Source organism: Niabella aurantiaca DSM 17617, assembly GCF_000374125.1.
GTDB lineage: Bacteria > Bacteroidota > Bacteroidia > Chitinophagales > Chitinophagaceae > Niabella > Niabella aurantiaca.
This window is the reverse complement of sequence record NZ_KB893630.1, coordinates 44,510-59,732: the sequence shown is the minus strand read 5'-3', so window position 1 is coordinate 59,732 and position 15,223 is coordinate 44,510. Positions and strand designations below refer to the sequence as shown.

Annotated in this window: 8 protein-coding genes; all 8 read right to left on the bottom strand. The window is 50.2% G+C overall.

What is annotated here, in order from left to right; all coding sequences use genetic code 11:
* Nucleotides 1-123: 123 nt before the first annotated feature.
* On the bottom strand, nucleotides 124-2,211 hold the full coding sequence (locus B160_RS0111005; RefSeq protein WP_018627966.1) for a glycoside hydrolase family 2 protein: 2,088 nt from the start codon (nucleotides 2,209-2,211) through the stop codon (nucleotides 124-126).
* A 315-nt stretch (nucleotides 2,212-2,526) separates the two neighbouring features.
* On the bottom strand, nucleotides 2,527-4,278 hold the full coding sequence (locus B160_RS0110995; protein WP_018627964.1) for a LamG-like jellyroll fold domain-containing protein: 1,752 nt from the start codon (nucleotides 4,276-4,278) through the stop codon (nucleotides 2,527-2,529).
* Between the two features lie 20 nt (nucleotides 4,279-4,298).
* A complete protein-coding gene (locus B160_RS28915) occupies nucleotides 4,299-6,320 on the bottom strand; it encodes a M60 family metallopeptidase (RefSeq protein WP_169540040.1) in 2,022 nt (673 codons plus the stop codon).
* 13 nt (nucleotides 6,321-6,333) lie between these two features.
* Nucleotides 6,334-8,115, bottom strand: a complete 1,782-nt coding sequence (locus tag B160_RS0110985; protein ID WP_026309697.1) for a LamG-like jellyroll fold domain-containing protein — start codon at nucleotides 8,113-8,115, stop codon at nucleotides 6,334-6,336.
* A 49-nt stretch (nucleotides 8,116-8,164) separates the two neighbouring features.
* Nucleotides 8,165-9,766, bottom strand: coding sequence for a DUF5008 domain-containing protein (locus B160_RS0110980; RefSeq protein WP_083927693.1), 1,602 nt, complete (start codon nucleotides 9,764-9,766; stop codon nucleotides 8,165-8,167).
* Between the two features lie 15 nt (nucleotides 9,767-9,781).
* Nucleotides 9,782-10,522 (bottom strand): fasciclin domain-containing protein, encoded by a 741-nt coding sequence (locus B160_RS0110975; protein ID WP_018627960.1) that lies wholly within the window; start codon nucleotides 10,520-10,522, stop codon nucleotides 9,782-9,784.
* Nucleotides 10,523-10,528: 6 nt separating this feature from the next.
* Nucleotides 10,529-12,064 carry a RagB/SusD family nutrient uptake outer membrane protein gene (locus B160_RS0110970; RefSeq protein ID WP_018627959.1) on the bottom strand — a complete coding sequence of 512 codons (1,536 nt, stop codon included), beginning with the start codon at nucleotides 12,062-12,064 and terminating at the stop codon, nucleotides 10,529-10,531.
* A gap of 13 nt (nucleotides 12,065-12,077) precedes the next feature.
* Entirely contained in the window at nucleotides 12,078-15,221 is a 3,144-nt protein-coding gene (locus tag B160_RS0110965) for a SusC/RagA family TonB-linked outer membrane protein (protein WP_169540038.1), read from the bottom strand.
* Nucleotides 15,222-15,223 lie beyond the last annotated feature (2 nt).

Sequence of the window (15,223 nt, the reverse complement as noted above, 5' to 3'; positions counted from 1 at the left end):
TTTGCCGACAGTGCTCTTTCCGGTATGGATCCCGCGCCAGGATCGCCATTTCCACACTTCCACAATTCCACATTCTCAGATTCTCAAATCTTCAAATTCCCACATTCGCAAATTTCCGCATTCCTATTTCAGCAACCACGTCATTGTATCCCTTAATATTTTGTCATTTGCGGAACCGATCGCATTTATCTTATTGACACCTTTTTTCAATTTTATATTTTCAAAAACCCAATGCCTGCTGTTGACCCCATTGTGCCCCCTGATCTCTTTTCCGTTTACAAAAAGCCTTACCTGTTTCAGGTTCGAAAAAACCTGCACTTTTGTAACTTCCTGCGTGCGGACACTGTCTCTGCGGTTTGCCAGGTAAAGCATCGGCTCCGGGTTCCAGTTGGCCTTGTACCAGAAAAACCCGTCTTTTTTTCTTTTGCGGTCAAAGGTAACCAGCCCTTTTAAATTCCGGGCATTCACTCCTCCCCGGTTCCACAGCGGAACAGCAAACTCAAAGGTGTTCCATAAATAAGAAGCAAGAATATATGGGTGCTTTTCGATGATGGCCCATTGTTGGATATGGGTTTCCGTCTGGTAGTTCTCCGGGTAAAATTTTCCGTTTATGGGATCGATCTTTGAAGGATCCGGCAGGGTTTCTGAAGACTGGTCTATATTGCCATCTGCTCCATATTCTGTCAGCATTACTTCATAACCCGGATATTTTGTTTCCAGTCCTGAAGCCCATTTTTCCAGGCCGCCGATCCGGCCTTCGTACCAGCCGTAATACCGGTTCATCCCCTGTACATCCGCCGCAAGATTGGCCGGGCGGTTCATTTCTCCATAACCGCTTACCGATACCGTGTACCGGTCCGGGTCGTTTGTTTTGGCGATATCATTCAGCGCTCTTGTAAGTACCGGCACATGCTCATCCGGGGTTTTGGAATATACTTCGTTGTGCATGCCCCAAATATAAATGGAGGGGTGATTCCTGTTCTGCCGCACCAGCTCGGTCATTTGCTGCTTCGCATTGTCATCTTCTTCATAAGAGGTGGCATTTACAAACGGGATCTCGGCCCAGATCAAAAAGCCCATTTTATCAGCCAGTGCATAGATATCCTCCGCCTGCTGGTAATGCGCCAGCCGGATGGTGGTAGCGCCCATCTCTTTGATGATCTGCATGTCCTCTGCATGTTGCGCATGTGTAAGCGCGTTCCCGTACTGCCAGCGGTCCTGGTGGCGCGTTACCCCGTACATGGGGTATTTAACCCCGTTCAGGTACATGCCATCCCCTGCCCGCAGCTCAAAACGCCGGATCCCCAGGGGTTGTGTCACGGCGTCCAGCTCTTTTCCATCCGCGATCAGCGCGGTGGTAAGCGTGTACAGGTAGGGATCTTTTACGCCATTCCACAAATGCGGACGGGTCATCGCCAGCGACTGATCGATGTACGTAGTTCCCTGGGGGCTTACCACAACATTTTCATGAACGGCGGCAACCTTCCTTCCGCCGGCATCCTTTACAACTGTTTGCAGCGTGATGGTACGGGCCGCCGGCAGCCGATTTTCCAATTTTGCTTTAATGGTAATATCTGCCTTTTGCGCCGATACATTTTTCTGGGTTATATAAATGCCCGGAGAGGCATAGTCGGTCACTGTAATGTTTACCGGGCCGGTAATGATCATGGACACCGGCCGGTAGATACCTCCATATATCGGGAATAAGTTATGGTTTACCGGTATGACGTCTTTACGGGCCGCGTTATTCGTTTTGACCAGGATCACATTTTCCGCGCCGTATTTTACAGAATGGGTGATCTCGAACGAGAAAGCCGCATAGCTGCCCTTGTGCGCAGTAAGATACCGCCCGTTTACATAAATGGTGGCCACCGATCCGACCCCTTCAAAGCGAAGAAAGATCCGCCTGCCTTTTAAGGCTTCCGCGATCAGGAACTTCTTTTTATAAAAAGCATCCCCGGTATAAAAATCCCTACTGAGCTGCATATCCGTACGGTTATAGGTATGCGGTACGGAGATCTTTTCCCACTCCTGATTTAAGTAGCTGGTATCTCTTCCAAAATCGCCAGGGCCTTTTTTAAACTCCCAGCCGCTGTTGAACGGCAGCGTTTGCCGTCCCGTGCTTTGCCCGGACAGGCTGTTTATAAAAAGCGTACACAATGTTATCAATAGCAACAGATGTTTTTCAAAAACCAGGATCACTTTACTCATTTTCAATTTTAAGAATTTTATACTTTTTGGGATAACCAATCCTGCCTGAAGATTCAAATTCGATGCCGTTTTCCAGCACGGATATTCCCTAAAGGAAATGGCACCTGCATACATAAAAAGGTCGCCCCATAGAAATGGCGCGACCTGAGATAGATTGTTTGTCGAAAATCGTTTTATTTTTCATCCCTGTTTGCTTCATCAGCAGGCTGTATTTTATAGAATGTGATTTGCCTTCAGGAAGATAAATACAACCATTACTGTAATCAGCAGCACTGTAGCTATATTTTCGTAATGTTTCAGCTTCATCTTAAAAGGCTATTTAATAAATTCTGTTTCGTACGTCGACAACCATTCCTTGCTTTCAAATCCCCAGGCGGTAAGCGGGTTCAGGTTGAGCCAATAGAAAAGATTGGGCGCGATTTCTGTGTTTTGCAACAGTTGTTCATCCGGAGCCGACGCATTTCCGCAAAAATTGGAGACAATCAAATTCCAGGAATTGGTTCTGGCAAACACAAAATCCTTCCCCGAAGCACCCGGCGCTTTATTTTTCAATACGGTTCCATCGCCTTCACTGCCCGGCCAATAGCCTATCAGATTATTATAATAAGGATCATTTGAAGTGATCCCCGAATTGCAATATTCGTCTGCAATTACATTGTCGGGCAAGGCAGTATTGTATATCCTTATGTCTGCTACGTTAAAGGTAGGCCCTGTAGATATCCAGCCGGGCATTGCTCCAATGGTAAGCGGAAGGTTGTTGCTTAAATTTCGTCCGGTTATCTCAAATGTGCCCTTATGCCGTGCACCGTTGGTATAGCCTGCCACTAAACGTTTGCTTCCTTCATCATAAATTTTCATGGTCAGTGTATTCCATACATTGAGTACAAGGCCATCGTCACTCAACTGAGACACCGGCGCCTGACCCGATTTGGAACCGCCTACAAAGGGACGCCATTTAGGTGCTCCTGCCGGATCATACAACATAAAGAGCCATCCGGGGTTATTAGCATCATTATAACTGGTTCCCTTTTTCCCAAAGAACGCAGGCCAGGTGCTTCCGCGACTGGCAAATTTCACTTTTAACTGGACCGTATATTCTCCTGTAGTACCAAAATTATACAGCGAGGCATCTGCTTCATCCAATGTAGCATTAACCGGAGTGGCAATAGGGCCACTCAGTGTCGTCAGTGGCATTAGGGCAGGAGTAAGCAGCTCCCTTTTTATAAAGTTTGGATTATTATAGATCATGAAGATCTTCCGTTCCGGAACTGTTGCTCCTCCATAACTATCCCCGTCTCCCCCATGATTGGAGGTTACAATCGTGAGCCAATCTTCCTGTGCAGCATTGGGTCTTTTTGCAAGGGCGTCCATGATCTCTTTTATGTAAGCATCTACCTGGAGCACGGCGCTTTTGTATGCCGGCTCATCTGCAGAAAAAGCAGCGGCCCGGCCGGCCAGGTTCACCCCGTTAAAATTCACCAGCATTACGCCCAGCTTCTCATTGGTAAGCGCCCGAACGGCGCTGTCTTTTACAGCCTGGTCGTTGGCAGCGGCGATAGTATTGCCGGCGTAGGTAAGCCCCAGCTCCGCCAGGGTATTCCAGGGCGTAATGGCCACGGTTTGCGACAGGTAGCCGGAAACCAGCAGGCGCTGAAAGAAATTACTGTACACCGGCAGCTCTTCGTGCTCATGGCCTTCTTCTTCCTCTTCAACCGGCGCCAGCGTACTGTCGGAAATAGCGGAAGCCGCTGCGGATTTACCTGTTAGGATATTGATCCAGGAAGGACCATCGCCCGACCGGGCATCGCCAAAAGCGCCCCAGCTGTACTTGGCATGTTCCGTAAGGCCCATGAGCGTAGGCGGCGCTATCTTTTTTACTTCCGGCCCCGCAGCGCCATCCACCACGATCAGTAATATTTTTCTCTTTTTGGTGAACGGCTTGTCCACTGCATTTTCAAAAACCGGGGGCGGGTCGTAGTACTTGGAACAGGCATTTACCAGAACCAGTACTCCTGCTATAAAAAAAGCACGCTTAAAATAACCTAAGGATTTATGTAGAGTTCGCATAGTCATTCGTTCTTTCTTGTTTAATAATAGAAGGCGCCCATTTCGGCAAACGCAGAGTTCTTGTTCGCATCCGCAGGCGGTGCATCCCATACATACCGGAAATACTGGAACGTTACGGGAGCCGGCAGATCAATGTACTGCCGAGCCAGCGCCTCGGCTGTGGAACTGTTGGCTGCGGTCTTAAGCGGGAACAGGCCCAGCGTTGTCCAATTTGTTCCGTTCATGCTAACCTGTATCGTAATCTCGTCCATGTGATTGCTGGTCCCGTCCTGCCGCTGCACAATATAAAAGCCATCTGCTGTTACCGGCGCGTCACCGGTTTTAACCGCTGCTTTAAACGGATAAAGGGTCTTTGTGTTCGGATCATATCCGGTTACACAACCGTTAAAACAGCTATGCCAGATCGTGTTGATATCGCCATCCAGCAAATTGCTCGCCAGGTATTTGGTGTTCACCGTGCCATTGCTGTTTCCTCGTACATTGGTAATGCTGTCAATCGTCCATCCAAGATTGGGGCCGGGTTTTCCCTTGCCAAATTCATTTCTGAGGGATTCATCGCCTCCTTCCCGGGTGTAGGGGTTATACATCCACAAATTGGTCTTTAGTTTCGGATACCCTTTATCGGCAATGGCCTTCCGCGATGTGGCGCTGATCTTTAAACCCCACTCCCGCATAAACCGGTACATATCCGTTTGGGTGTATTCGCAGAGCCGCTCGTAAAAGAAGTCTATCTTGGACTGGTCGTCGATGGCGGTAAAGCGGGCATTCCGCGCAGCAGTGCAGAGGTAGGTCATGAACGCATAGCCGTATTTTTCAAAGATCTGGGTGTAGAGGCTCATCTTTGCATCATCTGTCGGATTCGAGATATTCGTACCGGTCCCTATCCACATTTTCCGGCTCGAGTCAAGGGACACGTAAGGCAGTGCTGCATTCCAGGAGCGTAGTTCATTGGGATGCCGCACGTTATTGATCTGTGCATTCTTAAAGCTGAACAGGTTATTGGACACTTCTCCGTTACCTGCAAAATTCCAGGTGGAATTCATCTGCATATTATGTCCCTGTTCATGAAAAGTGCCCCAGTTGGAGGTTCGCACCAGCTCCGGATCTACTGCCTGGGAAAAGTAGTTCATGGTATTCATGGCCACCACCGGAAAGCCGGAATGCTGGGCCACCCCTTCCTTCAGCTGTATCTCATGCACCACGCGCCATTGGTTTACCGGTGCCCGGTTCTTTACGTCAGGATTGTCTTCGGTAAGGCCATACCAGTCCCAGTACACTTCTTTTATCGTCTTATCCCACAAGGTCATTAACGCTTCCGGACTGCTGACCGGCTTTATTTTGAGCTTTGCCGTTTCCAGTGTAAATACAATGCGGCGGCCTACCAGCTCAAAGAAGGGAACCGAGGTCTTGCGCACCATTTCCTGCCACTCGCCGTCGGTTGTTTTTCCCAGGAAGAAGCTGGCCGACTTTGCCACACCGCTAAAGGTAACGGGTACGATGCTGCCGGTGGGCTTTGAGGGAATGATATAGATCAACCCGCCATATAAGTTGCGCAAGTAATTTTTTCCCGGAAAGATCTGCTTCCGGTTGTAGATCACAGGGTCTCTTTTTGAATCAGGCATGGAGCTCGTATTGTCCGTATGCGACCCGATCTGCGCTTCCAGGCCATACACACCCTCCGGTACTTCAACCGTCACCAGCTCTCCCGCAGGGGCCCACAGACCGGTGCTGATCCAGTTTTGGGGGGCTACGCTGATCCTCAGATCGGAGGCAGGCACATTTATATAATCCAGGTCGATATCTACTTTATACTGCTGCAGCCGCGGCTCGTCCGGGCTGATGAGCCCGGGAAATACATTGGCCTGTATGTATTTCGATTTGTCGATCGTTACGGATGTGTCCACCTCGTAATTTACGGTATCCGGAAAATCAGTAGAAGTATAACCGTTCTCAAAATCGAACCCGTATTTTTTGTTACAGGCAACAACGATCCCTATCAAAATGAGGATCACCGGCAATATGTAAAATTTTTTATGCTTCATATTCAAAAGATTGTTATTGGGCATTTGCAAAGGAGGGCATCCAGGATTTGCTGTCGAGATCCAGGCCGGTGATATCGGAAACCCCCATCCAGCTGTAAATGAACAGTGGAATATCTACCGGCAGCGGTACGGACTCTGTAATGTTCCAGGGAATGGTAGGGCAGACGTCACTGCTTTTCCCCAATGAAAAGCTGGTCCAGGAGAACGTGGCCGGAAATACAATATCCTTTTTGTTCGGCCCCATGTCTTCAAATATATTCCCCGACCGCTCTTTGGTCTGCAAACCCATACCCGGCCAGTAGCCGATAAGATCGGTATAATAAGGATCACCGGGATTTACCAGCGTACTGCAATAATTGGCCATAATATATGTTTCCGGCAGGGCAACGTCATAGATCCTTACATCCACCGCATTAAACCCGATATTTCCCTGGCCGTAAGAAGGTACACCTCCCAGGCGCAGCGGGGAAACAGTGGTACCGCTTTTCCCCGTAATATCCGAACGTCCCCCGGGCACGCCATTGGTATAGGTGCGCAGCCATCTTTTAGCAGCGCTATCGTAGATCCTTACGGTAAAAGTGTTCCAGGTATTGAGCTCAAATTCCGGTGCCGTGCTGGAGGTTCCTCCAATGCGGAAATCCCAGTTGTCCCTTCCGTCAGAATGCAGCACAAAAGCCCAGCCGGCGTTGGGGCTGTTGCCGGCAGCCGTGCTGGATTTCGAAAAGATGGCGGGCAGGTTGCTTCCCCGGTCCACCATATTTACTTTTAGCTGGATCGTATATCCTCCTGTTGTGCCCAGGTTAAAGACACCTGCTTCACCGGATTCAATGGAACCCAGGCTGGCAGTGGTGCTTCCCATTGTATTGGGTGCTACCTCAGAAGTGGCATCTCCAATAAGATATCCTTCCTGCTGGTAGTTCAGGGTATTGGGCCTGGCAATATAGCGGGCTGCAAAATTGTCATTGGCCATCAGCACAAATGCGTTGCGCTCGGTATCGGTAAACGGGCTCTCATCATCTTCCTCCGGATACAAAGCATATGCTCCTCCTTTGTTGGATGCGATCACAATGAGCCAGTTCTCGCTTCCGTAACCGGGCCGGTTGTGCACAGCAGTCCGTAAGGCTCCTATAAAATTGTCCAGCGATTTTACTGCTGCCACATACTGCGGAGAACGGGGGCCGTAGCCAAACTGTTGTCCCGCATCCTCCAGTCCCTGGTATTGCGCCACCACTACGGTGGCTTCCGGTTTCCCGATCTCATTTACCGCCGCCTGCTGCACTTCTGCATCAGACCCCAGCAATTGTCTTTGACCGGCGCCGGCAAGCAGGTGATCGAAAATAAAGGATGCCCGTACAAAGGCCGCTGTGCGCAGTGCAGGATTGCTGTTTTTTAATACGGTCATGAGGGCGGGATGCGCCGCCAGCTGGTCTGTACCTGCCGGAGTTACTTTATGTTTTTTGTAGTCCACGCCCGTAAGCATATCGGCATAGGTGGCTGGCGTATAGGTAAGCGAGTCTGAAACACTGCCTCCCGTGTACAGGGCGTTCTTGGTTAAGGCATATAAATTGGGATTGATGTCATCCTTTTGCGCCTCATTTTCGATCACGGCTCCTACTCCACCGTCTACAATTACATACAGCACTTTATTGCCGTTGCGCAACTGGTGTATGGATGTATCGGCATCCGGCGGAAACTGCAGTTTATTCTCAAAATCGCGGTTACAGGAAAAAAACAGCAGGCCCGCGCCGCATGCCAGCGCCGTCCCCCATTTGATCCTCTTATATATTGTACTCATCTGCATATTGTTTATTGTTATTGATCTGCTGTTGCTCATTGATGACGGGCTAATTGAATACCAGCTTTAAAATACCTCCGGCAGGTTCTCCTTCAAACGTATCGATCTGCCCTGCCAAAAGGATCGCGGGCAGTCCGCCGATACCGGATTTTGTTTCGATCATATCGAATACGAACCCATTTAACTTACCGGTAGCATTGTACCCTGGCGCCAGCGAACCATTGGAACCCAGCACCGCCAACCCGCCTCTTACAATGCCGTTATAGGAATCAAAGGAACCCGTAACCACGATGAGCCCGTTGTTCAGCTGCAGGCCCAGGGTGGGCAATCCGCCACTAAAGCCGGCGCTCTTAAAGGAGGGGTCCAGTCCGCCCTGCTCATCGAGCAAGGCCATCTTTTCGGAAGGCTGGCCATCAAACTTGCTGAAGTTGCCGCTGATGAGGTACTTTTTGGTAACAGCGTTGTAGCGGATCGAGTAGATCACATCGTCGGCGCCCGTGCCGGCTTTAAAATCCTCATCGGGGGTTCCGTCTGCATTTAACCGTACGATCCTGTTGGCGGGTTTTCCGCGGTAGGTGGTAAAATCGCCCACCAGCACCAGCTTGCCATCCGGCTGCAGGAACGCATCCGTAACACTCCCGTTCCCACCAGGCAGGGCCTGCCGGGTCGTGCGATCATAGGAGTAAGAAGAGTCCAGGTTACCCGCCAGGTCCATGCGCACCACCTGCTCTACCGGAATATGATCAAACAATTTATTGTCTTTGGTAGAACGCTCATAAAAATAGGTGCCATACCGGCTGAAAGTGCCTACCGCCGTGATCTGGTCGTTGCGGTAAAAGAGTTTGGAAACTCCCCCTGTTGTGAGGTTGCCGTTAAACCAGGAAACGGTATCGGTGGCCATGCTGGGATCCGATACATTGGGACTCACATACAGATCCACCACTCTTGTTTTTATGGAGGCATTGGAGTTCAGCAGCACCAGCCCGTTCAGCCCGTCTACTTCGTTATAGGAGCTCATAATACCCCCGGCAAGGTATTCGCCGGAAGGCAGGCGGAGGATACTGGCGATCGTTCCTGCAGGCCCTTTACCAGGGTTAAAATTACCGGCTGTTTTCCCGGTAGGATCAATCTGCACCAGCCCGTTCTGATCTTTGCCCTGGAAGGAAAAAATAGGACCGGCCAATACAAAGTTGCCGTTGGGAACCGGCAGGATCTGTGTAATGACGCCTCTTGCACCCGTTCCGGCATTAAAAGAGGGATCTTTGAGCAGCTTTCCGCGGATGGTAAAAGAGGGACCCGGAAAGATCTGTCCGCCCACCCTTAATGAGGCCCCGCCGGAACTTACGTTCTCCGGCAACAAAATGGTGATGGTACTGTCCGTATATCCTGAAATTTCAGCAGCCATGCCATTTGCCAGAAAAGTGATCTGGTCCTTCATTTCCGGCTTCAATCCCTTTACAGAAAAGGTCATTTCCTGCCCGGCCGTTCCATTTTCCGGGGTCGGGGGCGTACTTAGAAAGTCGATCTGTATCACCTCCTGCCCCCCCTCATAGGGATCCTCATAAACATCAGCCGTCTTTTTGCAGGATACCACGGTCCCCGCAAGGATCACGGCGGTCATTAAAACAATGGAAAAATATTTATTCATCATGATCGTTATTCTGGGTTACTGGTTTGGTTCGTCGATTCCTCTTTCACGGGCCGCCTGTATGAACTTAAGCGGATCAAACCCGAAGGTATGCGTCATGTACCGCAGGCGGTGCACCCGGCCATTGGTGGGTGCAATATCCGAAGCAGAAACCACCGCGTTGATCCAGTTGGAGTAAGGAAAGGCCTCGTCGGGCACATACGAAAGCATCAGCTGGCGGTATCCCTTATATTTGATAATGGTGCTTCCTCCTACTACACTGGGATCCCCGCTGATGGCATCGTTATAGATCACCCCAATATTCATCGGCACGGTGTTCACCGATTCAAAGAGTGCTCCTTTATATGTGTCCAGCGCCAGCGTATCCACCTGTGTATAGTCCTTCAGCCCGCGGTTGCCCGGAAACAGGTACATATCAAGAAATTGTTTCCAAACCTCTGGTTTGATCTGTTCAAAGCGCGTGACACTGTCTGCGCCCAGCGACAGCTGGTAGTCATTTACCACATCCAGCAGCTTTTTAAAACAGGGATCGGGAGGGGCAAAAAAGGTAAGGTTGTCTTTATTTAATGTTCCCTCCAGGCCGGCGTATTTCACCACCCGCACCAGGGTATCAAAATAAAGCGGATCCGATTCCAGGTACTCCATGACGGTGCCATCAAATTTGGGGTCATTGATCCCTGAGTCCTCGAATGTGCTCTTTTTATTACAGGCGCCTGTGAGTATGGTAGCAGTGAGCGCCAGTAAGATTATTCTTTTCATGTGTTATTACCTCCAGTAGTTATTTAATGTCATATAGGGGTTGTTGATCAGGGCCTTTTCACTGATGGGCCATAACCAGGCGCCCTGTACAAAATTTCCGTAGGAAATGGGATGATAGCAATAGTCCGGGTTGTAGATCTTTTTGGAGCGCACCAGGTCGTAGTAATAATGCCCTTCTCCCATAAGCTCCTTGGAGCGCTCGTAAAAAATGGCATCCGGCAGGTTCTCATCATTGACCGCGGGATAGGGCTCGGCAGATGCGCGTGCTCTTACCCTGTTTAACAGCTCTTTTGCCTTGGGACTGTCTTCTTGAAGATTGGCCAGCGCTTCTGCCTGCAGCAGCAGGGCTCCGGCATAGCGAAAAATAATAAAATAGTTACTGAGCGATGCGGTGGTATTGTTTTCGCCCAGGGCCAGGTTAAAAAATTTGAAGCACTGCATGGAGCCGTCCTCATTGTATATCTTGTCGTCGAACCAGCTGGTTTTGCGGAGATCGCTTGTTTCCTCGGGGTACAGCTTCTTCAGATACCCGTTGGTATAGGTCAGCTCAGACTTTGTGCTGTTCTGGTTGAGCTGGATGTAGGGATAATGCAAAACTGCACCGGTAAAGGTACGCCGGATATTTCCGAGCACATCCCCATAGTTCACATTCTGGGGCACTTCAAACAGCCCTTCCTCCGATCTTCCCGCAAATACCTGTGCGATGTTTTCTATGGGCAGGAGCTTATACGTATTTCCGGAAGCCAGCTCATCGCCCAGGCGGTCCGTTTCCTCGTAATACGCGGTCTTGTTGGCTTCATCGATACCTGCCAGCCACATATTCAGGTTCATTTCCAGCGCTATAGCACTGCCCCGCATTGCGCGGATGGCCCGGTTGGCAGGATCTTCATAGGTCCAGGGCAGATCCTTCTTGTGGGCCTCCAGCTCGGCAATACAGGCTTTGGCCACTTCCGCGGCGTCGGTCCTGGGCAGGGGGGCATCATTATACGCATTGGTATAATAAGGCACATCGCCAAATAAACGGATCATGAAGAAATAGCTGACGCAACGCAGGAACACCGCTTCTGCCTGGTATCTTTTAACCAGCTCCTGCGATATGGATTTATCGGCCTCGGCCACGTCCGGTGCTTTTTCATACAGGATGTTTGCCGCCTGCACCACTTTGTAAATGGGCGTCCAGTCGCTGATCACATCCCAGGCGCCGTGCACCTGCCAGTAAGTGTTGATATCGCCCTGGATCCTCGGTGTATTGACCAGCTTCCGGATATCGTTATTGGCCAGCAGATCAAAGTCGCCCCGGTCCGGATACGCAGCATGCGCAACCGGCGCACAACGCAGATCCCCCAGCAGGATCATACCGGTACGGATGGCCACGCCCTCCCGGAACAAACGGTACACTTCCCGGGTATAGGTTTCCGCATCCTGCCGGGTCTTCCAGAAATTGTTTCCCGACAGGCTGTCCAGCGGGTCTACATTCAGGAACTTCCGGCATCCTCCGCAGAAAATGATTATTAAAGTTGACAGGAATAAAAGCTTCTTCATTGTTTCAATTGATTTAAAATTGGATATTTAAACCCAGCGTATAACTTCTCCGGTTGGGGTACCCGTCCGACCGGTCCTTACCCAGGTCGGTAACGAGCTCCGGATCGGGACCGCTGTAATTGGAGAACGTATGCACATTATTGATGGTACCAAACAGCTGAAAGGTGGTCATATTGAACCGGGAGATCAGCGATTTGGGCAGCATATAGGTCAGTGAGATCGTATTGATCTTAAAGTAGGAACCATCTTCCATAAACAAGGTCTGATCAAACCGGAAAGGGCTGTAGATACCATTGTACAGGTAGTTATACGGATTCGGATATCTTGCATCGGCTTTTTCAGGCGACCAGAAATCGATATCACTGATAGGGATCAGGCTGGCATCTTTCTGAAGGGCAAAGGGATTGCTGTAAGACTGCAGCCTTTGCGCCAGTGCATTATTCAGGATATCACGGCCATACAGATAGGACATATTGATATTTAAAGCCCAGCCTTCATACCGTAACATCGACTGGATCCCCCCGAACACTTTTGTGGCAGCGCTCCCGGCAATTACCCGGTCATTGCCATCAATGATATAGTTTCCGTCGAGGTCCGTCCAGTAAGGATCACCGGCACCAAAATAATAGGTCCCTTTATCGGTTTGTGCCCTGTAAGGTTTGCCGGTAGCCGGATCGACCGGCACCTCGTCGTCCGATTGGAACACGCCGCGGTAATGATACAGGATATAGCTGAGGTTGCTTCTTCCCAACCGGTATACGATGTCCTGCTTGTTATCCGTATCATATTTGAGGATGAGGCGTGCATCATCCGGCAGGTGCGTGACCACATTGCGGTTGATAGACCCGTTAAAATTGATATTCCATGTTACTTTGCTGGTTCTTGGAAAGGGCATGATCCCTACCGAAAATTCATATCCATAGTTCACCGAACTCAGCGCATTGGTCTTCTTTTTTGAAAACGCATTGTGGTCTGCAATGGCATAGTCATACAGCTCATTGTCCTTTTGCTCATAGTAGGTTTCTAAGGTAAGATTGAAACGGTTCTGCAGGAACCCGAGCTCTAATCCTGCATTGTATTTTTGCGCCGTAATGGGCAGGAGGTTGGGGTTGGGAATGAATTCCCAATCGAGGCCGATGGTAGGGTTGTTGTTAAACCGGCCGGTAAACAGGTATTTACCATTGGCATCAAAAATACTTCCCTGGGGGGTAATGTTCTTTGCCCAGTCCGCCCGGATGGCGCCATCACTGAGCCAGGAAGCGCTTTCCAGGAATTTTTCCCGGTAGAAGTTCCATCGTCCGGATATGGATGGGTTTTTGATAAAGGGCTGATTGGGCCCGTTTGAAGAAGTACCGTCCAGCCGGTATGTAAGATCCAGTATATACCGCCCGTCATAGTTATAGGTGACATTTCCACCGTTCCCCATAATGCGGTAACCCGGGGTATAGTTGTCGACAATACCCCACAGGCCGGTTGCCGGATCATAACCCAGCGGGCCTTCATACTGGTCGTTCGGTGAGCCATAGTGCATGATGGCCTTGGGATAAAAGGTCCTTGAGGTCACCTCATTAAAAACATAGGCGTTAATGAGGTGGCGGCCGTATTCTTTGTTCAGCGCCAGCATCACCCGGTTGTTCAGCTCCTGCTTTTTATCATCATAAGCATAGGCCGTTGCCGTATTGTTATTGATCAGCGAAGGTGTAAAATTGGTCTCCCGTCCCGCCGAGTAGGTGTAGCTGAAATTATCCGAAAGCGTAAAGCCCTTGATAAACTCATACCGGAGCTGCACATTTCCCAGCAGGTTGCTGGATTTATTTTCATTGCGGGTGGAAAAATTTCCCAGCGCGGTAGCATTCCCCCCGAAGAAGGAGGGCCTGGGCAGCAGGGATGAAGCGGAAACCGCCGAAGCCACTCCGGTTTGCGACACCCCGTTCCCGTTTCCCTTTTGCTGCTCACCCATGCTGGCGCTGAATGATGTAGCAAGATTAAATCGTTCTGAGGGCCTGTAATCCGTGTTCATCGAAAGCGCATACCGGGTAAATCCTGTATTTTTAATGATGCCCTGGTCCTTTGAATAGCCGGCATTCACTTTATAGTTAAATTTCTGATCACCGCCGGAAGCCTGTATGTTATGACTCATATTAAAGGTGGGGCCATAAAAGATCGATTGCCAGTCCGTGGAGTTATTATAGTAGGGATTGAGATAGTCCGACAGCCCCGGCGCCATATCGATCTTGTCCCGGCCGGAATACAGGCTGGAATCGTTTTCCATTATCTGGCGGATGCGAAGTTCCCGCTCCAGCTGCCCCCCGATCACCGGTTTTAATTTGGGAACGGCGTTGATGTAAAATTTACCGGAATAGCGGATGATGGGCACTTTCGTTTTCCCGCGTTTGGTGGTCACCAGCACCACGCCGTAAGTTCCACGCGAGCCGTACAGGGCAGTTGCACCGCCACTTTTCAGGAAGTCGATGGTTTCAATATCTTCCGGCGGGATCATGGACAAGGGGCTCATACCGGGGCCGCTCTGGTCAAAGCCGTACTCATAACCGGAGTTGATATCTACAGGAACCCCGTCAATGACAAACAGCGGGGACGTGGGCGTAAGAAAAGCATCGTTGCCCGACCCGGATATGGACCCAGAGGTCATTCCCCGGAAGGTCATCGAAGTACGCGCACCGGGCATACCGGTTGTGTTCTGAACATTGACGCCGGCAACCCGCCCCTGCAGCAATTCGGTAAAATTGGACACCGGCACGTTCTGGATATCCTCCCCGCTTAAACTAACGGTAGAGCCCGTTGCGGTTGACTTTGCACGTTTTTGAAATCCCTGTACCACTACTCCCTGCATGGCATCATTGCTGGCCTCCATGTACACTTCGAGCATATTTTTTCCTCTTACAGATGCCGATTTCGTTTTAAATCCGATGTTGGAAAAATAAAGCGCAGTGGTGGATACAGGTACCGTTACCGAAAAGTTTCCGTTGCCATCTGTTGCCGTTATCGCGTTGGCGGTGTCCCTGAGGCTGATGGTTACCCCCACCAGCGGCGCTTTGTTGGAGCCATCCAGCACCGTACCCGTAATCCGCTTTGTGGTCTGCGCATGCAACAGGACCCCGGAGCATACCACGAGTATGAACGAAAGAAAATATCTCATAT